This window comes from Variovorax brevis, from assembly GCF_030317105.1.
GTDB classification, from domain to species: domain Bacteria; phylum Pseudomonadota; class Gammaproteobacteria; order Burkholderiales; family Burkholderiaceae_C; genus Variovorax; species Variovorax brevis.
Genome location: NZ_JASZYG010000003.1, coordinates 429,816 through 456,497 on the forward strand (window position 1 = coordinate 429,816; position 26,682 = coordinate 456,497).

The 26,682-nt window shown below is 64.2% G+C and carries 28 protein-coding genes and 1 tRNA gene; 11 read left to right on the plus strand and 18 right to left on the minus strand.

The window, feature by feature from the left end:
• The first annotated feature begins 12 nt into the window (after positions 1-12).
• From grrM to QTI66_RS10795, 3 genes are read left to right on the plus strand one after another with little or no spacing between them, the layout of a single operon-like run.
• Entirely contained in the window at positions 13-1,161 is a 1,149-nt protein-coding gene (gene grrM, locus QTI66_RS10785) for a cyclophane-forming radical SAM/SPASM peptide maturase GrrM/OscB (protein WP_286559502.1), read from the plus strand.
• Positions 1,162-1,201: 40 nt separating this feature from the next.
• A complete protein-coding gene (locus QTI66_RS10790) occupies positions 1,202-2,755 on the plus strand; it encodes a 2OG-Fe(II) oxygenase (protein ID WP_286559503.1) in 1,554 nt (517 codons plus the stop codon).
• Positions 2,745-3,323, plus strand: coding sequence for a 2OG-Fe(II) oxygenase (locus QTI66_RS10795; protein WP_286559504.1), 579 nt, complete (start codon positions 2,745-2,747; stop codon positions 3,321-3,323). Before QTI66_RS10790 ends, QTI66_RS10795 begins: the two co-directional genes overlap by 11 nt.
• Here QTI66_RS10795 and QTI66_RS10800 read toward each other — a convergent pair.
• The gene (locus QTI66_RS10800; protein ID WP_286559505.1) at positions 3,241-4,392 is read right to left on the minus strand and encodes a glycosyltransferase family 4 protein; all 1,152 of its coding nucleotides are present in this window, start codon (positions 4,390-4,392) and stop codon (positions 3,241-3,243) included. The genes QTI66_RS10795 and QTI66_RS10800 overlap by 83 nt on opposite strands.
• Before the next feature lie 143 nt (positions 4,393-4,535).
• Complete coding sequence (locus tag QTI66_RS10805; protein ID WP_286559506.1) at positions 4,536-5,519, minus strand: hypothetical protein; 984 nt, start codon at positions 5,517-5,519, stop codon at positions 4,536-4,538.
• 347 nt (positions 5,520-5,866) lie between these two features.
• On the opposite strand from QTI66_RS10805, the gene QTI66_RS10810 reads away from it, so the two are divergent.
• The gene (locus QTI66_RS10810; RefSeq protein WP_286559507.1) at positions 5,867-6,643 is read left to right on the plus strand and encodes a phytanoyl-CoA dioxygenase family protein; all 777 of its coding nucleotides are present in this window, start codon (positions 5,867-5,869) and stop codon (positions 6,641-6,643) included.
• Here QTI66_RS10810 and QTI66_RS10815 read toward each other — a convergent pair.
• The gene (locus QTI66_RS10815) at positions 6,640-7,452 is read right to left on the minus strand and encodes an aldo/keto reductase (RefSeq protein WP_286559508.1); all 813 of its coding nucleotides are present in this window, start codon (positions 7,450-7,452) and stop codon (positions 6,640-6,642) included. The genes QTI66_RS10810 and QTI66_RS10815 overlap by 4 nt on opposite strands.
• A 104-nt stretch (positions 7,453-7,556) precedes the next feature.
• On the opposite strand from QTI66_RS10815, the gene cysC reads away from it, so the two are divergent.
• Together cysC and QTI66_RS10825 are read left to right on the plus strand one after the other, a co-directional pair.
• A complete protein-coding gene (cysC, locus tag QTI66_RS10820) occupies positions 7,557-8,129 on the plus strand; it encodes an adenylyl-sulfate kinase (protein ID WP_286559509.1) in 573 nt (190 codons plus the stop codon).
• A 24-nt stretch (positions 8,130-8,153) separates the two neighbouring features.
• Positions 8,154-8,843 carry a hypothetical protein gene (locus QTI66_RS10825; RefSeq protein ID WP_286559510.1) on the plus strand — a complete coding sequence of 230 codons (690 nt, stop codon included), beginning with the start codon at positions 8,154-8,156 and terminating at the stop codon, positions 8,841-8,843.
• On the opposite strand, the gene QTI66_RS10830 is transcribed toward QTI66_RS10825, so the two are convergent.
• Positions 8,815-9,018: a hypothetical protein gene (locus QTI66_RS10830; RefSeq protein ID WP_286559511.1), complete on the minus strand. Its 204-nt coding sequence runs from the start codon at positions 9,016-9,018 to the stop codon at positions 8,815-8,817. The genes QTI66_RS10825 and QTI66_RS10830 overlap by 29 nt on opposite strands.
• 225 nt (positions 9,019-9,243) lie before the next feature.
• Here QTI66_RS10830 and QTI66_RS10835 point away from each other — a divergent pair, with 225 nt between their 5' ends.
• Positions 9,244-9,798 carry an NADPH-dependent FMN reductase gene (locus QTI66_RS10835; protein WP_286559512.1) on the plus strand — a complete coding sequence of 185 codons (555 nt, stop codon included), beginning with the start codon at positions 9,244-9,246 and terminating at the stop codon, positions 9,796-9,798.
• Here the strand turns inward: QTI66_RS10835 and QTI66_RS10840 are convergent.
• From QTI66_RS10840 to QTI66_RS10870, 7 genes are all read right to left on the minus strand, one after another.
• Positions 9,795-10,601 (minus strand): alpha/beta fold hydrolase, encoded by an 807-nt coding sequence (locus QTI66_RS10840; RefSeq protein WP_286559513.1) that lies wholly within the window; start codon positions 10,599-10,601, stop codon positions 9,795-9,797. The genes QTI66_RS10835 and QTI66_RS10840 overlap by 4 nt on opposite strands.
• Positions 10,602-10,611: 10 nt before the next feature.
• Complete coding sequence (locus QTI66_RS10845; RefSeq protein WP_286559514.1) at positions 10,612-11,619, minus strand: 3-hydroxybutyryl-CoA dehydrogenase; 1,008 nt, start codon at positions 11,617-11,619, stop codon at positions 10,612-10,614.
• Positions 11,606-12,679 carry an NAD/NADP-dependent octopine/nopaline dehydrogenase family protein gene (locus tag QTI66_RS10850; protein WP_286559515.1) on the minus strand — a complete coding sequence of 358 codons (1,074 nt, stop codon included), beginning with the start codon at positions 12,677-12,679 and terminating at the stop codon, positions 11,606-11,608. The genes QTI66_RS10845 and QTI66_RS10850 overlap by 14 nt, the downstream gene beginning before the upstream one ends.
• Positions 12,680-12,807: 128 nt before the next feature.
• Positions 12,808-13,596: an alpha/beta fold hydrolase gene (locus QTI66_RS10855; RefSeq protein WP_286559516.1), complete on the minus strand. Its 789-nt coding sequence runs from the start codon at positions 13,594-13,596 to the stop codon at positions 12,808-12,810.
• Positions 13,593-14,651 (minus strand): class I SAM-dependent methyltransferase, encoded by a 1,059-nt coding sequence (locus QTI66_RS10860; protein ID WP_286559517.1) that lies wholly within the window; start codon positions 14,649-14,651, stop codon positions 13,593-13,595. The genes QTI66_RS10855 and QTI66_RS10860 overlap by 4 nt, the downstream gene beginning before the upstream one ends.
• A gap of 31 nt (positions 14,652-14,682) precedes the next feature.
• Positions 14,683-16,851: an alpha/beta hydrolase gene (locus tag QTI66_RS10865; RefSeq protein ID WP_286559518.1), complete on the minus strand. Its 2,169-nt coding sequence runs from the start codon at positions 16,849-16,851 to the stop codon at positions 14,683-14,685.
• A 2-nt stretch (positions 16,852-16,853) separates the two neighbouring features.
• Positions 16,854-17,549 carry a TetR/AcrR family transcriptional regulator gene (locus QTI66_RS10870; protein ID WP_286559519.1) on the minus strand — a complete coding sequence of 232 codons (696 nt, stop codon included), beginning with the start codon at positions 17,547-17,549 and terminating at the stop codon, positions 16,854-16,856.
• Positions 17,550-17,814: 265 nt separating this feature from the next.
• On the opposite strand from QTI66_RS10870, the gene QTI66_RS10875 reads away from it, so the two are divergent.
• Positions 17,815-18,327 (plus strand): DUF2306 domain-containing protein, encoded by a 513-nt coding sequence (locus QTI66_RS10875; RefSeq protein WP_286559520.1) that lies wholly within the window; start codon positions 17,815-17,817, stop codon positions 18,325-18,327.
• 27 nt (positions 18,328-18,354) lie between these two features.
• Here the strand turns inward: QTI66_RS10875 and QTI66_RS10880 are convergent, their stop codons facing one another.
• From QTI66_RS10880 to QTI66_RS10895, 4 genes are all read right to left on the minus strand, one after another.
• The gene (locus QTI66_RS10880) at positions 18,355-19,509 is read right to left on the minus strand and encodes a phosphorylase family protein (protein ID WP_286559521.1); all 1,155 of its coding nucleotides are present in this window, start codon (positions 19,507-19,509) and stop codon (positions 18,355-18,357) included.
• A gap of 30 nt (positions 19,510-19,539) precedes the next feature.
• Positions 19,540-19,857 carry a protealysin inhibitor emfourin gene (locus QTI66_RS10885; protein WP_286559522.1) on the minus strand — a complete coding sequence of 106 codons (318 nt, stop codon included), beginning with the start codon at positions 19,855-19,857 and terminating at the stop codon, positions 19,540-19,542.
• A gap of 2 nt (positions 19,858-19,859) precedes the next feature.
• Positions 19,860-20,927, minus strand: coding sequence for a M4 family metallopeptidase (locus QTI66_RS10890; RefSeq protein WP_286559523.1), 1,068 nt, complete (start codon positions 20,925-20,927; stop codon positions 19,860-19,862).
• 236 nt (positions 20,928-21,163) lie between these two features.
• On the minus strand, positions 21,164-22,384 hold the full coding sequence (locus QTI66_RS10895) for an MFS transporter (RefSeq protein ID WP_286559524.1): 1,221 nt from the start codon (positions 22,382-22,384) through the stop codon (positions 21,164-21,166).
• A gap of 96 nt (positions 22,385-22,480) precedes the next feature.
• On the opposite strand from QTI66_RS10895, the gene QTI66_RS10900 reads away from it, so the two are divergent.
• Positions 22,481-23,092 carry a TetR/AcrR family transcriptional regulator gene (locus QTI66_RS10900; protein ID WP_286559525.1) on the plus strand — a complete coding sequence of 204 codons (612 nt, stop codon included), beginning with the start codon at positions 22,481-22,483 and terminating at the stop codon, positions 23,090-23,092.
• 395 nt (positions 23,093-23,487) lie between these two features.
• The gene (locus QTI66_RS10905) at positions 23,488-23,733 is read left to right on the plus strand and encodes a hypothetical protein (protein ID WP_286559526.1); all 246 of its coding nucleotides are present in this window, start codon (positions 23,488-23,490) and stop codon (positions 23,731-23,733) included.
• Positions 23,734-23,788: 55 nt separating this feature from the next.
• Here QTI66_RS10905 and QTI66_RS10910 read toward each other — a convergent pair.
• The 3 genes from QTI66_RS10910 to tilS all read right to left on the minus strand — a co-directional run bounded on the left by QTI66_RS10910 (position 23,789) and on the right by tilS (position 26,206).
• A tRNA-Ser gene (locus tag QTI66_RS10910) sits at positions 23,789-23,881 on the minus strand.
• Between the two features lie 21 nt (positions 23,882-23,902).
• Entirely contained in the window at positions 23,903-25,174 is a 1,272-nt protein-coding gene (locus QTI66_RS10915; protein ID WP_286559527.1) for an aspartate kinase, read from the minus strand.
• Positions 25,175-25,243: 69 nt separating this feature from the next.
• Positions 25,244-26,206, minus strand: a complete 963-nt coding sequence (tilS, locus tag QTI66_RS10920) for a tRNA lysidine(34) synthetase TilS (protein ID WP_286559968.1) — start codon at positions 26,204-26,206, stop codon at positions 25,244-25,246.
• A 181-nt stretch (positions 26,207-26,387) separates the two neighbouring features.
• Here tilS and QTI66_RS10925 point away from each other — a divergent pair, with 181 nt between their 5' ends.
• The gene (locus tag QTI66_RS10925) at positions 26,388-26,681 is read left to right on the plus strand and encodes a YkvA family protein (RefSeq protein WP_286559528.1); all 294 of its coding nucleotides are present in this window, start codon (positions 26,388-26,390) and stop codon (positions 26,679-26,681) included.
• Position 26,682 lies beyond the last annotated feature (1 nt).

Consider the following 26,682-nt stretch of genomic DNA (forward strand, 5'->3'; position numbering starts at 1 on the left):
CCGCGACGCTTCGTGATTTCACCGCTGCCTGTCTCGATCAGCCCCGTGCGGCTGCTCGTGCTGCAGGGCACGCCGTTCTGCAACATCGATTGCAAATACTGCTACCTGCCCGACCGAACGAGCCCGGTGCGCATGTCACCGGCCACGGCTGACGCCATCGTCTCCAACCTCATCGCCAGCGACCTGGTGAAAGGCGATCTGCTGATCAACTGGCACGCGGGCGAGCCGCTGGTGCTCGGCCCTGCGTTCTATGAAGACATGGTGCCGCGCTTCAATGCGCTGAACGACGTGGGCGTCAGCGTGCGGCACTCGCTCCAGACGAACGCCATGCTCATCACGCCGCAATACTGCGACGTCTTTCAATCGCTGGACATCGCCGTCGGCGTCAGCATCGATGGCCCCGCTTTCCTGCACGACAAGTTCCGCAGGACACGCAACGACCGGCCCACGCACGCGGCCGCGATGAAAGGCGTCGGCCACCTGAAGTCCCGAAGCATTCCCTTCAACGTGATCTGCGTGGTCACCGATGCGTCCCTCGACCACGCGGACGACATGTACGAGTTCTTCCTTGCGAACGAGATGACTGCGGTCGCGCTCAACATCGACGAACTCGAAGGCGCGAACACCCGGTCTTCGATGACCGCCAATGGCTACGGCGATCGCTTCATGCGTTTCATGGACCGGCTCTACAGCCGATGCGAGCGCGATGGCGTGATATTGCTGCGCGAGTTCTCTGAAATGGAAGACGCCATCAGCAACCCGCGGCCACGCAAGAACAGCCACACCATTCCCTTCGTCAACCTCACGATCGGCTGGAATGGCGACTTCTCGACCTTTTCGCCGGAATTGCTGGGCCATACGCACCTGCGATATGGCAGCTTCGCTTTCGGCAATGTCCACGACGGATTGATCCGCGACGTCGTTGACCATCCGCACTTTCGTCGCGCTTACCAGGACATCCTCCGGGGTGTCGAACGGTGCGAGGCGAACTGCGACTACTTCGATGTCTGCAAGGGCGGCTGCCCCAGCAACAAGCTGTTTGAAAACGACAGCTTCGACAGCACTGAAACGCTCCATTGCAGGAACAAGGTCTGGTCGATCGCCGAACTGGTCATGGGCAAGCTGGAGGCCGGTCAGCGACACGCACACCTGGCAGGTTGAAGTGGCGCAAGCGCATCGCATTTCTCTTTCCTGCCCTCGCTTGCCCGCTGGCGAACTGCACAGTCGACTTGCCGTCACGCGGGGCATCGTCCCTGCGCCGCGAGCCCGGGAACGCGGCATCGAGTTCGAGCCTGGCGCACTCATCCCACGGGACGAATGGCGCCCTCCCACGCAAGAGGAATTCGAAGCGCTGACGGACGTCCCGAGCGGTGCGCCTTTCAGCAGCCTGATCGGCATCGAACGCTGCGAACAATCCCTCGTCGCACGCGCCCGTCGCATTTTCGACGATCGGCAAGCGGGCACGCTGACGCCACGTGACGCGAAGCAGCGGGGCAACGCGCTCGCCCGGGACATCGCCGCATGGATCGACAGCGCCACCGACTGGCGCGTCATCGGCGAGATCGCGGACCTGAGCATCTTCCATAACGATGTGGGCAAGCCGACGGTGTCCTTCGACCCCGACACGCTGGTACACGTCGGGCTGCACATGGACAGCTTCGACCGTTTTCCCGACTACCTTCGCCAGCAGGCCAGCAACCGTTTCTGCATCAACCTTGGCGTCGAGGATCGCTACTTCCTTTTCGTCGACAAGCAAGCCATCGGGCTGCTCGGCGAACTCGCACAAGTCGATGAAGAGCCACCCATCGCCATGCGCCTTGCGACCCGATACCTGGCCGCGTTTCCAGATTCGCTTGTCTGGCGCATCCGGCTCCAGCCCGGCGAGGCGTACATCGCGCCCACCGAGAACATCATTCACGACGGGTCATCGCAACTGATGTCATCGCTCGACGTGCACTGCACTTTAAGGGGCCATTTCAAACCGGTTGCGAGCAATGGCGAAGCACGTCCGGATGAATCATTGGCGGTGCGCGAGCGATATCCTGACGGCTCGCTGCGGTTCATGCCGATCGCGCCCAGAGGCGCGAACGATTCCCTGACACCCGTGCGTCTTCCGGCAACGCCGACCCTGTGGCTGCGTGACGGCATCGCCGAGAAGTTCGTCGAGCCCTTTCCTCTCGTCAAGGTCGACGGCGCAATGGACGCGCGCCTTTCCGGCACGCTGTACGCGTGGCTCGAGAGCCTGGACGGGTGGCGCATCAGTGGCGGATCGTTCTATGCGGTCGGAGAAATCGACCTGCGCGCGCGCACCATTCCCGCCGGGCTCCAAACGCTTTTTGAACCGCGCACCCTGGCGCTCCTGCGCGGGCAACTTGGAGAACTCTTCGGCTGCGCATTCGACGCACGCATGCGCATCGTCGCGCATCGAATGAACGCGGGCGACGGCGCCGGGATTCATTGCGACGATCCCCGCGGGACCGAGGAAACGCATCGCGTCGTCCTGACCCTGGGGCAAGACAGCGCGACATCGCGCGGCGGGCTGTTCACGGTGTTCGGTGGCCCTTGCGCCGATCAGTGCGTACATGCCTGGCCAGCCACCCACAACCAATGCCTCTTGTTCGAAGCCGACGCTCGCTCGTTCCACGCAATCACCGAAGTGCGCCAGGGCACCCGCTACTCCATCGTCTTGTCCTTCTGGAAACTGTCGACGGATGAGGCGGCGCCGGCGACACAGGCGGCAAGCGATGTCGCCTGAGCAATTTGCCGGGCAAGTCGCACCGTCTGTGCAGCGCCTGCAAGGCGGGGTATGGCAAGTCAGGGATGTGTTCAGCCCGGCAGACTGCGCAGCAATCGTCGCGTCAGCGCAGGCGACCGGCTTTGAGCCCGCGCCGGAACAGTACGAAGGTCGATCGAACGAAGAAGTATTTCTGCTTGAGTTCCCCGCCGCGGTCCCCGTGCAATCCCGGCTTCAGGCTGCCATTCCGTTTGCGAACTGGGATGGCGTCATGGAGGTGTATCGCTACAAGCCGGGCCACTACATCGCGCCACACGAAGACCGCCCTCGCCCATTGCGTGGCGGAAAGCTCAGCAACGCCACGCTCGTGGTCTTCCTGACGCAGGATTTCGACGGCGGCTACACCCGGTTTCCTGGCCTGGCGCTATGCGCCCGGCCTTCTCCAGGCAGCGCCGTACTCTTTTCCCAATCCTTGATCCACGAGGCGACACCGGTGACGCGTGGCGTCAAGGTCGTTGCCCGGATGGACCTGGCCATTCAGGGCGCGTTCCTGGGCGAGGAGCTTGCGGCTTCGACAAGGATGCCATGAGCATGGCGTGATACCGCTCGACGTAGTGCGCCTCCGTCAACCCGGATGCAACCCAGCGCTGCGCGTTCTCGGCAAGCCGCCCGGCAAGTGAAGGATCGACCAGTATCGACAAGAGGTGCCCCGCGAGCGCGTCGGCATCGCCCGCGGCGCAGAGCAATGAATTCTCGCCTTGGCGCAGGTAGTGCCCCAAGCCGTCCACATCGGATGCGATGACCGGTGTGCGCATGGCCATGGCTTCGATCACGGTTCGCGGCATGGCATCGGAGCGCGAAGGCGCCATCAGGCAACGCGCCCCTGCGATCAGGTCGAGCGCCTGCGCCCGAGGCACAGGATCGAAGAACGAAATACGCGGATGGCCTTTGGCCAGCGCCCTGAAATGGGCCTGGTCCGGCGCATGGCCGACGACGCGCAAGGTGTGTCCTGGAAGCTGGCTCGCCACCTTGAGAAAGGCAAGGATCGCGACATCGGCGCCCTTCAAATACAACGGCGAGCCGATGACGAGCACGTAGTCCTCCTTCTCACGCCCCGCCAGCCGGCTCACCGGAACGAAGTCCGGAAAGGCGCTCGCTTGAATGTTGCGGCCGCCGGAAAAGGCATCCACTTGTCCGGGGTACATCAGTCGAAGACGATCCGCGCGACGCAGCAGGAAGTTGGTCAGTGCCATCGAGAAACGGTTCCCGATTCCTGCCATCAGGCCCCGACGGTTGGTGCGCAGGTCAAGAATCCGGTCTTGCCGAACGGCCACCTCGATGACCCATGGCAGTCTGGTCAGCCGAGCCAACAGCAGGCCAGCAAGCGACGTCTTGAAGAAGCCGAAGGAGACGATGGCGTCATAGCGCCGCCCGCTGCGCATCAACCGCCACGCGACAAGGAGATAGGAAACAAAATCCCTCACGGCGCGCAGCGACGCCCCCCCGGCGGCGGTGCACGTGAAGTGTCGACGAACTCGCGCGTGTCCGGATGGCTCGAGCACCACTGCAGGAAGCTGCAGCCGTTCGATGTCCTCGGGCCATGCCGGCTCCAGCACATCGGCCTCGAGGCAAGCGGCCAGATGGAAGAATCGATCCATGGCAGGATCGACACCTGCGTTTGCTGGCCCAGGCAGCAAGAACAGCACGCGAACAGGCTGCAAGTTCTGGGCTGCGTCCGACAGGCCTGCTGCTGCGCCTGGCGGCGACGACATGCCTTGCGAGGCAGGCGGCTGGCGTCCTGTCACGGCGTCTTCCGGTCGTACCCGGCGCGTTGTCGACGTCCCGTTGCACCGCGCGCAAGCGGATCATCGCTTCCGCCAGCGGCGCGCATGACTTGCTCTGTCGACGTTCGAAGGCAGTGCATTGCGTAGCCCACGGGGTCCCGCATGACATAGGCACCGAAATAACGCCAAAGCTCATTGGCGCCCCCGGCGTTGCCGTTGTCTCCAAATTTCGCAACATAGGGCGTGAAATCAGGATAGAGGCTTCGAAGCCCGTGCAAGTAGACCTTGGCGTAGTTCCCGATCAGCAGGTCGTCGAACGTGCGCTGCGCGACCGAATGCATCAGTGAATGACGCGGTGCCTCGAAACGAATCCCGATATCAGGCTTTGCAGGATTGAGGCGAATGCCATGCTCGGTGCCGCCGACCCGGAAGTGAAGGAATCCGAAGCGCTCCTGCAAGTGGGCATGCGCCCGAAAGTAGCTTTCCAACGCGCGACTGTCTTCCTGGGTCAAGGCATCGGTTGCAAAATCTCCGAACGACTCGGGCGCATGGATCATCGTGGGCCGCCGGGGCGGCGCGAGCGCCTCGATCGCATCGCGCTCGCAATCGATGCGCACAAAGGCTGGCAGTATTTCGGGGCCGTCTGGTGCCGCGCCAGCGCCGTAGTCGGCGAGTTCAGGAACGAGATTGTTGGCCCACATGCTGTCCGTTCTCTGATAGCGATGAAAGCTCGAGAACGGGATGATCCGGTTGGCACCGTAGGCCAGCGCGCTCGCCTGGGCCTTGAGCCCCAAAGGAAGGCGCCGCTCGCCCGGACTCGGGATTCTTCGACCTTCGGCGTCATGCACGTTGATCATGTCAACCGCGCCCCAACTCTGCAGCGCCAGCAAGTACGCGTGCGTGCATGCCTTCGACATTCGGCGGACATGAAAAGAAGCGCCGAAGTCCGGCGAGTCATTGACGTTGATGACGAGGTGCTCGCCCATGCGAATCAACAGCATGCGCGCACCCCGGTGGTTCGACAACAGCAAGCATGCGCCCGAGAGAGCGGGAAGGGATTCGACGTTCAGATGGTCCGGATGCCCATGCGAGAACCAGTGATACCGCGCGCAATGAATGGCGTGCAGCGATTGCGCGGGGATGTCGTAATCGTGCGTCCAACTGCCGTAGTAGGCGTTCGGCGTGATCCAGGGATCGGTCGTGAGGATCGGCACGTCGTCGTGCGCAATGCAAATCGCATTTCCGACGGTCTCAAAGCCGAACATCGACTCGATCCTTTCAAGCCAGACGAAGTGCCGCGGCGCTCTCTACAATCGATTCGATTGGTGACGCCCGAGGTCCTGCAGGCATGCTAACCGACACACAGCGACTCTTCTTCGACGTGAATGGCTATGTACTGTTGAAAGGCTTGCTGACGCCCGGCGAGTGTCGCGCGCTGAACGGGCTCGCAATCCGGATGCGTGTCGACAGCCCCTACGCGCGCCAGGACCAGGTTCACCAGACCGTGCTCTACGGTCCCGCATGGTATGACCGCAGCGTGCTCGACCTCGCGATGGACGCCCGGCTCAGGGCACCCGCCGAACAGATCATCGGCGCGGAAGCGCGACTGGAAGAAAACGAGTTCATCGTGTTTCATCCACCGGCTCGGCGCGACGCGTCCGCGCTCGCGCCCGAAGCCTCCACTTGGCACCGTGGAATGAAGCCCGGACCTGGGAGCTTCGAGGTCGACGGCCACTACCAATGCCATTTCGTCAAGGCACTCGCTTATCTGGGCGACAACGGGCCCCAGGCGGGTACGTGGGTCATTCCGGGCAGCCATCGCATGCCCTGCGAGGTTGCCGATGTGATGCGCGTGGCCGACGCTTCGCTCATGCGCCAGGTATCGCCGCAACCGGGGGATGTCCTGCTCTTTGTCGAGACGCTGATGCACGCATCGCCGCGACCGGCTTTCGACCACGACAGGCTCCTGCTCGTCATCGGCTACAGCTCGGCCTACATGGTGCCGTGGAGCATCGAGTCCGATCCGCCCCAGGCGATCAGAACGCAGTTGTCTGCCGCCCAGAGGCGCTTCGTCTTCGGCGAAGCGCGCTATGAAGGGCGGCAGCGCAACGCCGATCCTGGCTAGCCCCAATCCGGATCGGGACCGATCCGTCCCTTCGGATCGTCGAGGTTCTTCATCTTTTCGATGTCCCCGGAATCGAGCTGGAAGTTCAAGACGTCGAGGTTTTGCCGCCAATGCTCGGGGGACCGGGTGCGCGGCACGACGGACAGGCCGTTGTCCAAGTGCCATCGAAGGATGATCTGCGCGGGTGTGCGGTGGTGCATTGCCGCCACTGACGCAATGACCGGATCGCCCAGGATGTTTCCTCGCGCAAGCGGGCTCCAGGATTCGGTCACGATCGCGTGCCGGTCATGCAACGCACGCAGTCTGCGCTGCTGGAACGCGGGATGGAGTTCCACTTGATTCACCGCTGGCGTCACACCTGTTTGATCGATCAGTTCCTGGATATGGGCTTCGGTGAAGTTGGAGACACCGATGGAACGCGCAAGCCCGGCCTCCCGCATCTTGATCAATGCGCGCCATGTCGATAGCCGCACTTCGCTTTGCGGCGCAGGCCAATGAATCAGGTAGAGATCGACTTCGTCAAGACCCAGCCGCTGCAGGCTGTCGTGAACGGCGCGCAGCGCCGGATCGAAGCCTTGTTCGGCGGGCGCCAGTTTGGTTGTGACAAACAAGTCGCTGCGAGGCACGCCAGCCGCGTGGATGCCTTCGCCAACGCCGTTCTCGTTGGCATATACCGCTGCCGTGTCAATGGCCCGGCAGCCCGCGCGAAGCGCACTGGCGACCATGGCCGCCGCTTCGGACGATGGCAATGGCCAGGTGCCCAGCCCGGGCTGAGGCTTGCTTCGACCGTCGTTCAGCGTGATGCGCATGGGTAAAGATTACGTGAACACGCGCCGCCTGGGGCACTTGGAATATGAAAGCCCTCAGTAAACTCGCAAATCCGTCCCTTGGCATTCTTGCAATCCACGGTTCCATGCTTCTTCACCCCTCCCCGGTTGACGCGAGTCAGCCTCCAGCATTCGCCCGAGGCCAGAGGCCGCAAGCGCTGACGCTCTGGCTCACCGGCTTGCCCAGCGCCGGCAAGAGCACGCTCGCCCACGAACTCGAACGCGAACTGAAGCTGAAAGGGCGCGCTTGCGTCGTGCTTGACGGGGACGACCTTCGCGCAGGGCTGTCGCGCGACCTCGGCTTTTCCCGCGGCGAGCGCAGGGAACACGTTCGCCGCGTTGCCGAGGTCGCGCGCTTGTTCAACGAGGCCGGGCTGACGGCACTCGTTGCCCTGATCGCGCCGTACCGCGCCGACCGAGCCGCCGCCCGCCAGATCATCGACCCGGAACGCTACGTCGAGGTTTTTGTTCGCGCCGACCTGGCGACCTGCGAGGCTCGGGATGTCAAGGGCTACTATGCAAGGGCGCGCGCACGCCAGCTGGACGCGTTCACCGGGGTTGATTCCATCTACGAAGAACCCCTCGACGCGGACATGGTGATCGATACATCCGGCCAGGATGTGCGGGCCTGCGTCGCCCGGCTCCTTGAAGCGTTCTGATTCGACTTCGCGGGAGGCGTGGCCTTGATCGTCCTGTTCAACCATATTCCCAAGACCGGCGGCAACAGCTTTGCGCAGGCGATCAACCAGCGCTTCGACGTGCTTTACGACTACGTCCCGAACGGATCTTCGGAAAGCTTTGCGAAATGGCGCGAACAGCCGATAGATGCATCACGATTCCAGGACCCCATGCTGCTGGTCGGACACTTCACCGGGCCAGGCTGTCGACCGCATGAGCGCTATCCCGATCTGGTGCATCGAACCAACGTACGACTCGTCACGGTGCTCAGGAATCCAACGGAACTGGCCCTCTCGCACTACTTCTATCGCTTGCGACTTGGCGAATACCAGAAGTCCGATTTTCGGCGCGCCCTGTTCGACATGGTCGGCATCTACGCCCACACTTTTTCCATTGAACACGACGGCAGCGACCTTGCTGCCGCGCTGAAGTCCTACAGCTTTGTCGGCATCACCGAGCACATGGGCTTGTCGCTGGAAATGATGGCAAGGGACTTGGGCATCGCGCCACCACAAGGGCCCGTCCCCTTCGAAAATGCCAGCGCACGCATCGAATACCCGTCAGCGTGGCAAAGCACCGTGCACGAGTTCGACGAGGCCGCTCGCCTCGATCACCTGATCTATCGGCAAGCTTGCGAGAATCTGCTTGCGTCGAGCAACGGCACTGTCACCGCAGCCCGTGCAGGAAACCGATGACCGCGTAGGCGAAATCGTCCGGCAGTTGGCCGGGCAGGGGCACCATGCCACCCTGGATGCGTGGCGTCTGGTGCAGGAAGCGCACGGCGGGTGTGCCCTGCTCGCCCGCGCAGGCGTAGTGAACCTGCCCTACGGACAAATCGGCGAACGCGCGGCGGATGGCCGGGGCGTTCATCTGCGCATCCTCAGTCTTGCGTCGCCGCTGCGGGCGGCTGCCACAGGCCGGCGTACGTGTTGAAAGACACGCTGCGCCGCATGATCGAACTGCACGCCGATGCACCCACGGACGACGCGGACGAAATCGACGAGTGAGCCTTGGCGCCTTTGACCTTTTGAATGCGTCCCCCGCGGCTTTATGAGAAAAAGCCGGGCATAACCACTCGCCTGAAAAAGCAACGCAATGAAATCACCCGTCAAGGTCGGCGTCATCGTCGGCAGCAATCGCCGCGAATCGATCAACCGCAAGCTGGCCAACGCCATCATCCAGCTGGACGCGCCTTCGCTGGCGTTCGAGCACATCCGCATCGACGACCTGCCGATGTACAACGGCGACCTGGAAGGCGCCCGGCCCGCTGAAGTGAACCGCTTCACCTCGGAAGTGGCCGCCTGCGATGCGCTGCTGTTCGTCATGCCGGAGCACAACCGCTCGCTGCCCGCGGTGCTCAAGAACGCGATCGACTGGGGCTCGAAGCCGACGGACAAGAACGTGTGGCGCGACAAGACCGCCGCCATCACGGGCACGTCGCCCGGCGTCATCGGCACCGCCGTGGGCCAGCAGCACCTGCGCCAGATCCTCGGCATCCTGGGCGCGACCGTTCTGGGTGGCGAGGCGTACATCAGCTTCAAGCCCGATCTCCTCGATGCGCAAGGCGCGATCGCCACGCCGGCGACGCGTGAGTTCCTGCAGGCGTATTTGAATCGCTTTGCGGCGCTGGCGGGGAAACTGGCAGCCTAAAGACTGTCCAGAAAGTCGATTACCGCGTCGGCGAAATCGTCCGGCAGTTGGTCGGGCAAGGGCACCATGCCGCCCGGGATGTCGACGATGCGCGCATCCTGCAAATGCGCCGCCAACTCGGACGCGTGCGGCGAAGCAAATGGATCCTCAGGTGCGCGCAACACCAACACGGGTTGGGTCACCCGGCCGACCCGCTCTTCCATCCGGTAAGAGGCCACGGCGCGGTGGCCGCCTTCCAGATCGCCGGACACCTTGAGCGCATCGAGCACGAAGGCCTTCAGCAGATCAGGCCGGTCCGCCGGATAGAAGGCCTCGCGGTTCTTCCACATCTGCATGAGGTGCGCGCCGTCGGAACTCGGCGCCACCGCATCGATGGGCGGTCGCTTCGCGCGTGCGATGCGAAAGGCTTCGTTGGTGAAGGGCGTGGACGAGAGAACCAGCGCGCCCACGCGCTGCGGAAAGGCCGCTGCCATCTCCACCGCAATGACGCCGCCCGTGTGGTGGCCCACCACGTGCGCCCTGGCGATGCCGAGTGCATCCAGAAGCTCCAGCGCCACCTGCGCCCAGTGCTCGATGCTCGGCGCCCACGGCGCGGGCGCAGAGTCACCGAAGCCGACCGTGTCCATGGCAATGGCGCGGTAGCGACGGGCAACGCGCGGCAGCACGTCCTTGTATTCAGCCCAGCTGCGTGGCGTCTGGTGCAGGAAGAGCACGGCCGGCGCACCCTCCTCGCCCGCGCAGGCGTAGTGAACCTGCCCGACGGACAGGTCAGCGAACGCGCGGCGGATGGCCGGGGCGTTCATCTGCGCATCCTCAGTCTTGCGTCGCCGCTGCGGGCGGCTGCCACAGGCCGGCATGCTTGAGCATGCCCAGCGTGCGCAGCAACACATCGCTGCGATACGCGCCGACATCGCGGTCGCTGTAGTCGTAGAAGCCGCTGCCCGACTTCAGGCCGAGTCGGCCTTCACTCATCATGCGGTCGAGAATCGCCGGCGCCTTGTAGCGATTGGCGTCGATCGAGGCCGACATCTCCCGGCTTGCGTGATGCAGGATGTCGCTGCCGCCGAAGTCGATGAACTCCACCACGCCCAGCGCGGCAAAGCGCAGGCCCAGGCCGTAGCGCGTGGCCTTGTCGATTTCCTCGGCGGTGGCGGCGCCCTCTTCGATCATGCGCGCCGCCTCGTTCATGATGAGCGCCTGCAGCCGCGGCACGATGTAGCCAGGAGTCGGGCCGCACACCACGGGCAGCTTGCCGATCTCTTCCATCAAGGCCTTGGCGCGCGCCAGCACGGCCGGATCGGTGCCGGCGTGATGGCTCAGTTCCACCACCGGAATCACATAGGCCGGATTGAGCCAGTGGATGTTGAGAAAGCGCTCAGGCCGCTTCACGAACTCCGCAATCTGCGTGACCAGGATGCTGCTGGTCGTCGACGTGAGGATGGCGTCCTCGCGGCAATGTTCGTTGATGTGTTCAAAGGCCTCGCGCTTGGCTTGCAGGGTCTCGGGCACGCCTTCGAACACCAGTTCGGCAGCCGCGAGCGCAGCCGGCGCACGAACGGAGCGAACCAGCTCGACGCGTGCTGCGATCTGCGCCACCTGCTCCGGCGCGATCACGCCCAGCTTGGCCAGGCCAGCCAGGCTCGACTGAACTTCGGCCCGCACTTCGTCCTGGAGCTTGCGCCACGCTTCGTCACTGCGCTCGCGCAGGTCAACCAGCGAGACGCGACGGCCCGCGTACGCGAACGCAATCGCAATGCCCCGCCCCATGCGGCCCGCACCGACCGCCACGACGCGCGGCAGCACGGAATCAGACGCCGTCATGCAGACGCTCTTTCAGCGCATCGCGGCTCAGGCCGTTGAGGCCCAGCGCGTCGAAGGTGCGCGCACCCTTGCGCAAGTCACGGCCAAGGAAGCCGCCGACGATGGCGAGCAGGCCGTGCGCGATGGGTGCGTCCACGCCGGCATAGCGCGCAGCCGACGCCAGGAAGGCCAATCCCAGCTCCGTGTCCTCGGTGATGTAGCGGTGGCCGTACAGGTCGATGTTCTCGCGCCAGTCGCCGGACTTCACCAGCTTCTTGTGCGCGTCGCCGTACATCCACTTGTCGTTGTTGTAGTGGTCCGCCAGCGGATAGTGCGGGCCGGCGTGGCCGAAGGCGTCGCGCACGGCGATGCGCTCGTTGTCGAGCTGGTCGGTCACGGCGCGCACCGCCTTTTGGGTGCCTTCGTTGTGGATGTCCCAGCGCTCGAAGTGTTGCAGGGGCGCGGCGTTCATCACCATCAGCGGCGGATGGATGATCGGGCCGGCGTTCATCAATGCGCCCGAGAGCGCATCGCCGCAGCCATGTACCGCCGGGTAGGCCTGCCGGATGACTTCGATCGCTTCCTTTTCCTTGCGCGCCGGATACACGCCCGTGGGCAGGTGAATCGCGCGGATCGTGACGTTGACCTCGCGCTCGCCGTGCTTGCGCGCCAGATAGGGCAGCGTGCCCGTTTCCGCCCACGCCACGTCGGCGGTGCTGCCGGCTTCGCGGGCGATCTGCGCCATCACGTAGCTACCGAAGGTGCCCGGCGGCAGGAACACCACCTGCCCGTCCACCAGGTGCGGCGCCATCGCGCGGGCGATGTCGGCCTGCGCAATGGCCGGCGAAGGAATCAGGATGAGTTGCGCGCCGCGCATGGCGTCGCCGATGCTGGCCGTGGCGGTGGCAATTGCCACGTCGCGCTCGCCTTCGGCGTCTTTCAGCCGGATGGAACCCGCTTCGATGACGGCGCCCAGCGCTGCGGCGTCGCGGCGCCACAGGCGGATGTCGTGCCCCGCTTCAGACAGGTCGGCGGCGGCGGCGTAGCAGCCATGGCCCCCGCCGAGGATTGCAATCTTCATGAAAGGACACCCCACAAGAACGTGATTGATGAATCGTCCCGCAAGCGCAGTGCATTTGCGGACTGACAGGTACATTACTTTTCAAATGTTTATATGTCAATTAGATTCACCCCGGATGCGGGTGCGAGTCAATGGGCGTCGAGAAAGGCGGCAATCTGCGGGTTGACCCTGTCCGGATGCGTGATCGGCCCCATGTGCCCCATCCCCGACTGCGGGGCCAGCGTCACGCGTTTGAGCGTTTTCGTCAGCAATCGCGCGACCGACAAGGACGACTCAGGCGACTTGTCACCCCACATGTACAGCACCGGCACGTCCAGCGCGGCAAAGGCCGCCAGGGGAGCGGAAGGCGCCATCAGCGCATCGCGCCAACCCCGGACGTTCTGCATCGAACCGGCGACCACGGTTTGCCTTGCAGGCGGCATCGACGCCCAAGCGCCCTCGCCCATCCAGAAGTCGATGAAGCGCTCAGCGGCCGCGAAGCTGTCTCCGCGGTCGATGGCGTCGGCCGCATCCGTGGCCGCGCGCCAGATGCCTTCGGCCGGTGAACTGAGCGCATCACCGTTGGCGACCAGGTAGAACAGCGTCGGTTCGTAGACGACGATCGAGCGCAGGCGCCCGGGGTGCATGGTCGCAAGCTTCAGCGCCACCGCCGCACCGTAGGAATGCCCCACAAGGTGGAACCTGTCGCCCGCCCGCTCGAGAACCTCTTCAAGCAGCTTCACCTCATGTTCCAGATGAACCTTGACGCCTGTCGGCCAGGCAGGGCTCTTGCCGGCCCCGTAGCCATCCACGGCAATGACGCGGTAACGGTCGGCCAGCACGTCGGAGAGCGCGCGCCACTGCGCCGACGTGCTGGCGTTGGAATGCAGGCAAACGACACCCGTGCCGTTGCCCTGCTCACGATAAAACGGCGTCAAGGACGGGCCTCCAGCACGATATTGAAGGGTGTTTCCGTTGCGCGGCGGAACTGGCTGAACCCGCCCTTGGTCACCACGTCGCGCAAACGGGCCTCGCCCGCCTGCGCACCGAGGCACGCTCCGACTTCCTGGGAGCGCGATGCCGGCGTGCAGATGAAGGTCGATGCCGAATAGAACACGCGGCCCACCGGGTTCATGTTGTCTTCCAGCTTGTCATTGGCAAAGGGCTCGACGATGAGCCAGGTGCCATCGGCCTTGAGGGTGCTGCGCACGTGCGACGCTGCGCCAGCCGGGTCGCCCATGTCGTGCAGGCAGTCGAAGAAGGCGACGAGGTCGTAGTCCTTGCCCGGGTAGTCCTGCGCCCTCGCCACTTCGAAGCGCACGCGGTCGCTGACGCCGGCGTCCTTTGCGGCCTTGCTGGCGTATTCGATTGACGGCGCGTGGTAGTCGTAGCCCACGAAGCGCGACGCCGGATAAGCCTGCGCCATGATGACGGTCGATGCGCCATGGCCGCAACCCACGTCGGCCACGCTGGCGCCCGCCTTCAGCCGTGCTTCAACGCCTTCGAGCGCGGGAATCCAGCTGCTCACCAGGTTGGCCGCGTAGCCGGGGCGGAAGAAGCGCTCGGTGCCCTGGAACAACGCGGGGTCGTGCTCGTGCCATCCCAGTCCGAGCCCCGTGCGCATGGCCTGCACCATCTTCGGGATGGCCTTGAACTGCGCGTTTGCGACCTGGAACGCACCGGGAATGAAGGCGGGGCTGCCCTCCTGCGCGAGCGCAAAGGCCTGCTCTTCCGTCATGCTGAATTTCTGCGTCTTCGGGTCGTACTCGACGTAGCCGCTGGCGGCTTGCGACGACAACCATTCGAGCAGATAGCGCTGGTCAGTCTCCGTCACCTTCGCGAGCGTCGCGACGTCGCACGGGCCGGTGGCGGCCAGCTTCTTGTACAGGCCGAGCTGGTCCCCCACGACGATGGTCGCAGCATGCATCACCGCGCCAAAGTCGGCGACGAAGCGGTTCATGAAGTCGTTCAGTTTTGTCTCGTTGATGGCCATGGCTGTCCCCGTTCGTTCAATGCCTGGGCAATCACGCCGCCGCCCAGTAGCGGTTCTCCATGACCGAGAGGATTTCCCTCGCGGCCCTGGCTGCGCCGTCGGTCTCGACCGGCTTGTAGTCCACCCGCGTGTGCATCGCGCGCAGGGCGCGCTCAGCCAATTCACCGGGGGACGTCTGCTTGAAGCGCACCGAACAATCGGCGCAGTAGTTGTGCAGGCGGTTCTGCACGTGGATGCATTGCTCGAAGTGCCGCTCGAGCGGAAAGTTGAGAAAGGGCCGGCGCGTGGCGACCAGTTCCATGCAGGTGCTGAGCCCGCCTTGCACCAGCGCAAGGTCGGCGCATGCAAGGTGCTCGTAGAGCTTGTGCACATAGGGCAGCACGTCGAGCCCCTTGTGCTCAGGGAAGGCATCACGCGGCACGCGCGGACCGGCGACCAGCACCATGCGCAGTTCGGGCACCTGCCGCTTCATCGCGGGGAAGGCATCGACGATGCGGTGCAGCAAGGGCGCGCCCACCGAGGTGCCGCCGACCGCCGCGATCACCAGCTTTTCGTCGCGCCGGTAGCCGAGGCGCTCGCGCAGCGCGTCGGTGTCCGCCAGCGACTTCGGATCGAACGGCAGCGCGTAGCCAGTGAAGGCGAAGTTGTGCCGCGTCCACTCGCGGATAACTGGCAGGCCGGGGCCGAAGGGGAGCTCCGGCGTGTCCTCGACGTTGCCCACGAAGATCGCCCGATCGCGAATCCACGGGTAGCGCGCCACGTGCTCGATGTCGTCTGCATTGCGGTCTGCGCACAGGAAGGCTTCGCGAGCATTGCCCTCCTCCATTGGCAGGCAGCCCACGAAGTCGGTCAGGAAGACGAAGGGCTGGCGCTTGAGTTCAGGGTTCTCGTGGTAGTGGTAGTCGACTTCCCACGCTTCGTCGCCGATGACGATGTCGTAGTGCTCCGACTTCATGAGCTCGGTGAAGACCAGGAAGTTGCGCGCCATCACCTCGTCCATGGTGCGCATGGCGAAGAAGGCTTGCAGGTCGTGCTCGCCCGCCATCGATTCGAAGTGCCGGCTCTCGTTGGCAAGACGCCGCGTGATGGGATGCAGGCGCTCACCCTCCTGCTGGAGGTAGGTCGAAGCGGGGTGAACGGTGAACCAGTCGATCTCCAGATCGGGTTGCTGCGCACGCATCTCGCGCGCAATCGCGAGGTCGCGCTGAACGTGGCCCAAGCCGACGGCGCTGGAGATGAAGAGCGCGCGGCGCTTGCGCGCCATGCCGCGCACCCAGGTGGCGCGCGCGGGTGCGACACCGATGAAGTCGCACACGGCGCGACTGAAGACGACCGGGTCGCGCGCCATCGTCAGGTGCCCGCCGCTGCCGATGGTGAGCAGCCGCGCGCCCGGTACGAGCGCGACGATTTCATCGCCGCGGGCGTGGTTGACGCGTTGGTCTGCCTCGCCGTGAATGACTAGCGTCGGGCAGCGCACACGACGGGCCAGATCGCGAGCATCGTGGCCCAGCCATCCCGCCAGACCCATCGCCACGGTCTCGCCGTCGGTGGCATTGCCGTTGTGCAGCACGCCGTCTTCGAAGGGCTTGGTCGAATGCGGTTCGCTGAAGACGATGCCGAAGAATTCGTCGAGGTAGGCCGGCCAGTTCTTGCGCATGCGATCCGCCGATTGCCTTACCGCCTGCGCCACCGCGGGGTCGTCCATGAGCCGGTGCGGATACCCGCCGGCAATGACCAGGTGCGACGCGCGCTGAGGCTGCTCGGCGGCGAAGCGCAAGACCACCATGGACGCCGCGGATATGCCGATGAGCGCGGTGCGATCGACTTGCAGTTCGTCGAGCACGGCCACGAAGTCGGCGTAGTACTCGTCGAACGCGTAAGCCTGCGGCGCCGCCGGACGGTCCGAGCGGCCGTTGCCGCGCAGGTCCGTCACCACGACCCTGAAGTGCTGCGCCAGGTAGGGCACCACGCCCTTGAGCAAATGCACGTTGGCGATCTGGAAAAGCGGCGCAAAGGCAAGCCAGGGGCCTGCTTCACCGAACTGGGCAAACCACGAGCGCACGCCGTCGCGTTCGACGAAGCCTTCGCGGTGCGGGGCGATGGTCTCGAAGGGATAGGGTTGCGGCAACGAGCCGGGCGCGGGCAACGCACCGGCCGTGAGGGTCAGCCGCTCGGGCAGTGCTTGCCTCGGCGCAGGCATCGTCAGGCCCTCCGTCGTGCTTGCGCGGGCTTGCGGCTGTTGCCGTCTTCAACGCGCCGCAGCAGCGTTGCAACCGCTTCAAGCCCTTCGCGGTGGTGGCCCTGCTTTTCGGTGATGCCCAGCGTCATGCTGGCCTCCATGCCGACCCAGTACCAACTGATCCACGACGCAATGGCGCGATCGGAAACGGGCAGGTCCAGCCCCGAGTCCTTGATGAATTCGGCCACGCCGGCTTCCACCAGCTTGATCCACGCGAGCAGGCGCGGCACGAATTCCTTTCGCAGCTCTTCGTCGTTGAAGCTCGCGCCCATCAGTTCCATCAGGAGCCGCACGAAGCCGGACTTCAGGTCGTCTTCATAGAAGTCGCAGGCCTGCTGCCACTTGCTGCCGGCGCTTGCATCCTTCTGGCCGTACATGCGCGCCTGGCGTTCGAGCAGTGTCTTGTTGGCCTCGTCCAGCACCGCCAGGACGAGTGGCTGCTTGCCCCGGAAGTGATAGCTGATGAGCGCATGGTTGACGCCTGCATCACGTGCGATGTCGCGCACGTTCAGCCGCGCATAGCCGCCTTCGCACAGGCGGCGGCGGGCGGCTTCGAGGATGAGCTTGCGGGTCTGCGCGCTGTCGACGCGGCGCTTGATGGCTTCGACCGGCTGCCCGGGTTGGGCTGCTCGTGCAGTTTGACCAACTGTTTTAACCATTTGTTCAATCTAATGAACGGCGCACTCGGTGTCAAGGCGCCCCCACCCTGCCAATGGTTGTAGGGATGCAGCAGGGATTTGCCCATTCGCCGAGTTTTCTTGCACCCGGATCGGGCACCGTTCCGGCGGGCTGCACCGGTGCGGTGCTGCCCTTGCACACGGCAACCAAACTGCGCTGGCAATAGTTGATTGAGCGTGCGTTTTTTCGTAACGCGCGCTACGCTCGCGTCGCGCGATCTGCGCGTGCACTCCAAGGAATGACACGATGATCCTCGGTCTTACATCCCTCGGCGCCGTCCACACCCTCATCAGCCTTGTCGCGGTGGCGGCCGGTATCGCAGCATTCGTACGCGACAAGGAAATCGTTCCCACCAACGGCCTCGGCAAGACGTACATCTTCGCCACCGTGCTCACCTGCCTGACCGGCTTCGGCATCTTCCAGCACGGCGGCTTCGGCAAGCCGCACGCCCTGGGCATCATCACGCTGGTGGTCCTGGCGCTGGCCTCGGTGGCCTGGCGCAAGGAGATCTTCGGCGCTGCTTCGGCCTATGTGGCGCTGGCCTGCTATTCGCTCACCTTCTTCTTCCACATGATCCCGGGCTTCACCGAGACCTTCACGCGGCTGCCAGCGGGATCGCCTGTGTTCTCGGGGCCCGACGACCCGGCATTGCAGAAGGTGATCGGCGTCGTGTTCGTGATCTTTCTCGTGGGGCTTGGCCTTCAGATTGCCAGGCTGCGCGCAGCGCGCCGCGGAAGCCCAAGTCCGCGGCTCGCCTGACGCGGGAAACGTGCTGCTCGCACCGATTCATTTCTCTGAAGCAATCAGCGCCCAGCACACGATCGCGCTGCAAACCGAACTCCAACGGCCGAATCCCTTGTAGATCTGCGCGGCGATTGCGGCTTGCTCCTTGAGCGTGCCTTCGGCCTTGATCTGCGGGTCCGACACGTTCCTCACCGCCACCCATCGCGGGGCGGCGGCGCCCATCTGGCTCGCGACGAGGCCAAGCACCGCATCGCCCATCTCCGAGACATCGCCCAGGCCCTGCAGTTCGTAGTGATTGTTGGAGGTGTCGAAGCCGAAGAAGTCCGTCGTCACGACGGAAGAATCGAGGCCCGACAGCGGCACCTGCGTGATCTTTGGCGGACGGGTGTTGTCTTTCGGAAGCTGCGCCGCGTTGGCCTTGAAGAGCTTGCGCGCCGTCGTCATGTGGGCGCGGCTTGGCGCAACGCTCGAATAGCTGTCCGTCCTGAAGGGCTTGCCCTTGAACTTCTGACGGCAATCGAAGCGCACGATGGGGCTGACCACCACGTCGCCGACCTCGAACTGCTTGCCGATGCCACCGGCCGTGCCAGTCGTGATGACAAGCCTGGGCCGCACCTCGTTGATGATCTGCGCCCACACGTCGATGTTCGGCAACTGCGGCCCGTCTTGCGACATGTGCGATTCCGACTTGAAGACCACCACCGACTTCTTGCCGATCTTCGTCATCCAGTAGGCGCCCAGCCGCTTGGCCTGCGTGGCGGGGCAGCCCTTGCGCATCTTCAGGGAGATCGTGTCGTAGTTGTGCGTGTAGTGCTGGTAGTCGTTGCGCGAGTCCTTGCCGGGCGTCAGCACGCGGCTGAGCGCGTGGCCCTCATCGACTGTCCAGGTGACGAGCAGGACGTCAGCGCGCGGCAGCGGGTCGCCGGTGCTGGTCGACAAGGACGTGGCCGTCTTGGGCGCAAGGCCCGCGGGCCACGTGACGTCCGTGTAGCGCGACAAGCCGGTCGCGGTGCTGAACGCGAAGAACTGGAGTCCTTCGGGCGATTCAGAATCGAAATCGATGATCTCGCGCTGGAAGTCTTCCACGGACGCGGCCCGGGCAGCGGCAGGCGCATGCGCAAACGTGTTGGCGGGCGCGGGTGTCGAGATGGGATCGAAGCCGAGGTTTCTCGCGATCCATTTTCTGTCTGCGATCATGTTGTTCTCCTCCAGCGATCTGGCTGAGGCTCAGGGCAAGGTGGGTGGAACCAGCGCCTTGAGGGCGCTTGGCATCGCGTCTTCCGGAAGTTCCACGGTGCGGTCGGCACCGTGGGCGTCTGTCACATGAATTCGATAGGTGAATCGATCGGCGCCGGCGGGCGGCGCACGCGTTGCTCCCGCCGGCCCGGGCACAGCGTTCACGATGCGTGAAAGCGCTTGCTGCTGCGCCTTTGAAAGCGCTGCGACATCGTGCTCGGCGCTCAGCTTGAGCCCCGCAATGCCGCCCCTGCGTTCGATGCGCAGGCTCTTCAGGACAGGCGGATCCGGCGCTTTTGAACTGCTCATCTTCAAGCGCCGGTGGCAACACCGACTGCCGCCCATGCCGCCTCGCACTTCTTCGCCAAGGCTGCATGGCCGATCTTCTCTGCCGAAGCGACGGTCATGGTGGCGAATTCGCTGAACGTGGCGTCGCTGCGCAGCGATCTGTCCGCGCACGTGTCGTACCAGACCTTGATGGCGGTGGTCCAGGAACTGCCGCCGATTGCCCGCGCAAACAAGGCGTAGGCCTTGTTCGGCACGCCGCTGTTCTCATGAACGTCGGCCGTGGGATCGATCTTGCTGTAGTCGTCCGGCTGCGGCGAAAGGCAGTGAACGGCGCCCGGATCGACCATGTCGCGCAGGCACGTGAAATGCTTGGCCTTGGACTGCGCGCCCATGATGCCGGCCCCGATCAGCCAACCACGCGCGTCGGTCACCTTCCACTTGTTGGTCCACTGGTTGAAGGTCGCACCGAACACATCGCTGATGCTTTCGTTCAATGCACCGGATTCGCCTTCGTAGCGCAGCGCGCTCAGGTTTTGCGTCACGCCATGGGTGAGCTCGTGCCCGATGACGTCCGGCGACAAGTACATCTCGACGAACATCTTGCCGTCGCCATCGCCATAGACCATCTGGCTTCCGTTCCAGAAGGCGTTGTCGTATTTCTTGTCGTAGTGAAGGCTCGAATTCAGGTCCGCCCCCTTGTTGTCGACGGAGTTGCGGCCCAGCACCTTCTTGTAGAAATCCGCCACGCCGGCGGTCGTGTCGAACACGATCTTGAAGCCACCGGTCAACGGCGTCGGAGCGGGCTTTCCGGGAAGCGTCTTCTTGTGGACGCAGTCAAACAGATGCTGCGCCGGAACACGCGGCGCTGCCACCGCCGCCGCAAAACGGTCGGGGTCGCGGATGGTGGCAACGCGATGCGCCTCGCGAAGACCGCGCAAGCGCTCGGTCTCGACATAGGTGTCCTGCATTGTTTTTCGCGTCGCGTCGTCCATGGCGGGATCGCGCGAGTATTTCTTGAGGACCGAAGGGGGGACGATGAAGCAGCAACACATCGGCCGGAGCGTGGCGCTCGGCGAATCCGCATCGGACATGGTCATTCTCCTGAGCGTGGATCCCGGCTGTGCCAGCACTCAAGGGTTGCATTTGGAGGAGTCATGCCGGGGAGCAAATTAAACGCCCCTCCAGCGCAAGAAACTTCCTCTGGAAGGACGATGTCTTTCGGCCAGGTCCATGCCCAGGCGAAAGAAAGCCCCGCGGTGCGGGGCTTGAAGGATGGCGCGATGGTCAGGAGTCCGGGCAGCTCGAGCCCACGCTGCTTCCGCCGCCCCTAGGCAGAGCGCCGCACAAGCGTCCCCGCCAACGCGAGCGCGGCCAGTGCAATGACCACGCCGCCAAATTCGCCAGCGGTCGCCGAAATCCCGTTGCCATGCGCCATGAAGAAGCCGGCCACGATGGCGGGCACGCCCATGGCGAGATACGAAACCACGAAGGCCACGGAAAGAACGCCGGCGCGCTCGTGCGGCGTCGCCAGCGGCATCACCATGCGGATCGCGCCCTGGAAGCCGGCGCCGAATCCCATGCCGGCCATCGCGGTGCCCAGGAAATACACGGCCGGCGAGTGCAAGGCCAACCCGCCGAGAACGGTCGAGACGCCCAGCAGCAGGCCCGCGGTGCCAAGACGCATCATCGTCTGCGCGTTCTGATGTTGCAGCAGCAACACCGCCACGGCCCCACTGGCTGCGAGCACGAACAGGCCAAGCCCTCCGAACAGCGAGGCGTCGAAGCCGAACATGTGCTTGACGAGCGCCGGGCCGAGCGATCCGTAGAAGCCCGCGAGCGACCACGCAGCGACCAGCACCGGAATCGCCAGCATCAACGGCCCGCGCACCTTGGCCGGCACCGCGAACTGCGGCTTGAGCGACGCGAGTGCGCCCTTGCGCGGCGTGATCGGTTCGGGCATCAGCACGACGCCCACAAGCTGAACGACGAAGACCACGCCCAGCACCGCGTAAACAAGATCCGTCGGCGCCGGCAGGAAACGCACCATCAACCCGCCCACCAATGCGCCCGACGCCGTGCCCATGATCGGCGCGATGGCGTTGGCGATGGTGCCGCGGACCTTGTCGAAGTCGAGCAGGCCAGCGCCCACCGCAGCGACAGCGGCGCCCGCCGACAAGCCCTGGATGACACGTGCAACCAGCAGGCTCGTCACGCCGTCGGCCGTGATGAACACCGCCATGGCCACCACCTGCGCCACGGTGGCCGCCAGCAGCACTGGACGCCGGCCCACGTGGTCGGACAGTCGGCCCACCACCAACAAGGCCGCCAACACCGCCAGCGCGTAGATGCCGAAGATCTCTGCAATCACCACCGGTGAAAAGCCCCAAGCCGCCTGGTAGACCGGATAGATCGCCGTCGGCGCGCTCGACCCTGCCAGGAACGAGAAAGTGATCGACGCCAGCAAATAGAAGGAAACGCGGGGCGACAGGCGCCACGTCCGCGCGGCGGCGACGGGTCGGCTCGCGGGGACGGTGGTGGTGAAGTTCATGGGGGCTCTCCGGTCACAGGACTTGAACTCGATTCTTTGACCAGACCGGTCTGTCTGGTGCTTGCAGTGTACAGACCGGTCTGGTATTGTCAAGCCATGACCCAAAAATCTCCTGTATCCGAACGCGTCCCTGCGCGCGAGCGCCTGTTGGCGGCCGCCGAAGCCCTGTTCTATGAAGAGGGTTTCAACACCGTGGGCATCGACCGCGTGATCGAGCGCGCCGGCGTCGCGAAGGCCTCGCTGTACGACTGCTTTGGCAGCAAGGAAGAACTGATTCGCTCCTACCTCGCGGCGCGGCACGAGGCACGGCGCGCACGCATCACCAAAGGCCTGGAGAGGTTCGAGACACCGAGGGAGCGCCTGCTGGGCATGTTCGACCTGCTCGGCGAGGTCATCGTCGACTCCAACTTCCGGGGCTGCGCGTTTGTGAAGGCAGGTGCGGAGTCACGTCCGGACAGCAGCGTGAGGGGCGTGTGCGTGGACTCGCGCAAATGGCTGAGGGATCTCTTTGCAGACCTGGCGAAAGACGCGGGCGCTGCCGATCCGCAAGCGTTGGGACAACAACTCGTCATGCTCTACGACGGGGCCACGCTGTCGGCGCAGATGGATCGAAACATCGACGCGGCGGTCCAGGCTCGCAGTGTCGCGGCTGCCCTCCTCGACGTCGCGGTGGCAGCGTCAGCGACGAAGCCCAAGAAGAAGCTTTGAGCCGGCCGCGCGTTCGGCGCGTACGCGATCATTCCATTGGGAAATGGCAGGATCGCGCGGCCTCAGCGCCCCGATGAAAACTAAAGTAATCCCCAAAATGAGGTAGATGCCGGCAACGCGTCCGAATTGCGTGAACTAGTTCACGCGCTTACCGGAGAGCCCGGTACGACACTGCCGGTGTTTCTTCAAGGGGATTGTTCAAGGCAATCTTTAGACCCGCCCCGTGCGGGTCTTTTTTTTGGGCGGGACCGGGTGACGTTTCGTACTAAGGTGTGCGTTTTTTCCTTGGCTCAAAAGCCAAAGATAAACACAATGGCTTATATGCAAACACCAACGAAAGCTCCCGAATTTCCGGTGCTTCGCATGTTTGAGTCGGTCCTCCCGATCTGAATACCATGCGCAGCTTTTTTCAAAGCCGTCAGCGCGAGCGGGTTGATCTACAGCCCTCAAGAGCGAGCCGGCCCGCAACCCAAACCACTGACCCGTACGCTCCGCACGACCCGGCTGACGGCATCACCGTCAGCGAACTGACGGAAACAGAAGCACGCGCCGTTTGCGCGCGCGAGGGCATTCCGCTTTTCTGGCCGCTTGGCGAGCACGACAACGGGCACGCAGCCAATGCCCTGCACGCGATCGCCTAGACGTTCATGCCCACAAAGCAAAAACGCCCCGTGAGGGGCGTTTTTACTTGGCTTTTGGCGGAACCGGAGGGATTCGAACCCTCGATGAGGCTCTACACCCCATACTCCCTTAGCAGGGGAGCACCTTCGGCCACTCGGTCACAGTTCCGTAGCCGTCGATTATGCCATGTTAAGCGCTGCCCTGATCGAGATCAAAGGCTTTGTGCAGGGCACGGACAGCCAGCTCCATGTACTTCTCGTCAATGACCACCGAGGTCTTGATTTCGCTGGTGGAGATCATCTGGATGTTGATGCCCTCTTCGCTCAGCACGCGGAACATCTTGCTGGCCACGCCCACATGGCTGCGCATGCCGATGCCCACGATGCTCACCTTGCAGATCTTGGCGTCGCCTTCGACGAAAGCCGCTTCGCCCAGCGTGGGCAGCACCTTGCTCTTGAGCAGGTCGACCGTCTTGGCGTAGTCGTTGCGATGCACCGTGAAGCTGAAGTCGGTCTTGCCGTCCTTGCTCAGGTTCTGGATGATCACGTCGACTTCGATGTTGGCGTCAGCCACGGCACCGAGGATGTGATACGCGATGCCGGGCTTGTCAGGCACGCTCAGCACCGAAATCTTGGCTTCGTCGCGGTTGAATGCGATGCCCGATACAACGGCTTGTTCCATGTTCTCGTCTTCCTCGAAAGTGATCAGCGTGCCGGATGCGGCCTCTTCTTTGATGTCGATGTCCCAAGGCGTGAAGCTGGACAGCACGCGCAGCGGCACCTTGTACTTGCCGGCGAATTCCACCGAGCGGATTTGCAGCACCTTGGAGCCCAGGCTCGCCATTTCGAGCATCTCCTCGAAGCTCACGGTCTTCAGGCGCCGTGCGTCGGGCTCCACGCGCGGGTCGGTGGTGTAGACGCCGTCCACATCGGTGTAGATCAGGCATTCGCTGGCCTTCATCGCAGCCGCCACGGCCACGGCCGAGGTGTCGCTGCCACCGCGGCCGAGCGTCGTGATGTTGCCGCCCTCGTCCACGCCCTGGAAGCCGGTGATGACCACCACCTTGCCAGCGTCGAGGTCGGCACGCACACGCTCGTCGTCAATGCTTTCGATGCGGGCCTTGGTGTAGCTGTTGTCGGTGCGAACCTGCACCTGCCAGCCGGCGTAGCTGACGGAGTCGACGCCTTCGGCCTGCAGCGCGATGGCCAGCAGCGCAGACGATGCCTGCTCGCCCGTCGACGCCAGCATGTCGAGCTCGCGCCCATAGCTGCCATCAGGGCGGCTGGGTGCCAGCTCTTTTGCCAGGCCCAGCAGGCGATTGGTTTCGCCGCTCATCGCACTGGGGACGACCACCATCTGGTGGCCCGCGCGCGCCCACTTGGCAACGCGTTTGGCGACGTTTTTGATGCGCTCGGTCGAGCCCATCGACGTACCGCCGTATTTATGAACGATCAATGCCATGGGTGATGCTCTGGAAATGAAAATGCCGCCAACCGGACCAATGCGATGGGCGGCGCGCCTGCGGCCGGATCAGCGCAAAGGCTTTGGCGAGGGCGCCACATTGTACCAATCGAGAACCGCACCGACACGATCGACAAAACCTGTGCCCACCTTGATGTGCACCCGGTGGCCGCGCGTGCGGCAGGCATCGACCTGGCCCAGCAGTTCGTCGAGCTGTGCTGTGCTGGGCGTGCAGCGGTGCATGCGCAGCAGCCAGTGGCGCAACACATTGGCCTGGCGCCCGCGCGACAGCCCCTGCAGCGCCGTGATGTCCGGTGGTGAACCGACGGTGCGCAAGTCCTGTTCCGCCAATTCAAGCAAAAGTCCCTGCGCCTGAGCGGCGTGGCTCGCACTGCGTGCAAATGTTGAGCGGAACTGCGGAAACACATGCTCGAGCGCAGGCAGGATGCCGGCGCGGATGCGATTGCGCGTGTAGCGCCCGTCGCCGTTGCTCGGATCGTCGATCCACCGCACGCTCTGCAAAGTCAACCAGGAACGGATCTCCGCAGCCGGCAGCGCCAGGAGCGGCCGGTGGTAGTTCAGCCCGTCGCGCCTGGCCATTGAAGGCATGGCCGAGATACCCGAGAGGCCAGCGCCGCGTGAGAGCGCCAGCAACACCGTTTCGACCTGATCGTCGGCATGGTGCGCGAGCGCAATGTCCTTCACCGGCGGTGCCTGGCCCTCCGCACGGGCGAGCGACACGAATGACGCATATCTGGCGCGGCGCGCCGCGTCCTCGGGGCTTTCGCCGCTCGCATGTCGCGCATCGACACGCTTGACGGACAAGGGAACAGAAAGCTCGCCGCAGATCGCCTTGCAGTGCCGCTCGAAATCGTCGGCCGCCGTCTGCAGGCCATGGTGGACGTGAAAGGCCCGCACCTGCCCTGGCCATCGGCGGGCGCACGCCAGCAGGAGCGCAGTCGAATCGGCACCGCCGCTGAACCCTACGGCCAATGGCAACTGGGGTTCGAAGGCCGCGACGGCGTGCTCCACCGGCGTCACGAAGTACCTCCAGGATGGAGGGGACAAGGCAACGGCGAAGCGCATGGACGAGCAGAATGCATAAGCGCATTGTGCGACCTGACGTTACAACTTGTCATTCGCGGTGTTGCACCCATATCCGATGCGAACAGCCGCGCAACTGCTGCGCTCCAATCAGGGAAAGGATCCGGACATGTGGAAATTCGGCAAGCTGTGGCTCGCCATGCGAAAAGAGCTGGCGCTCGCATGGGCCATGTTGCGAGACGCGCGGACGCCCGTCGCATCCAAGCTGGCAATTGTTGCTGCAGGGCTCTACCTGCTCAGCCCGGTGGACTTCGTTTCGGATTTCATCCCGGTCCTCGGCTGGATCGACGACGGCCTGATGGTGATGCTCTTCCTGCGCCTTGCTGCGCACTTGATGCCAGCCGAGCTCCACGAAGCATTGAAAGCGCAGATCGCGCAACGCCGATCGGGCGCCGCGCGCTGAG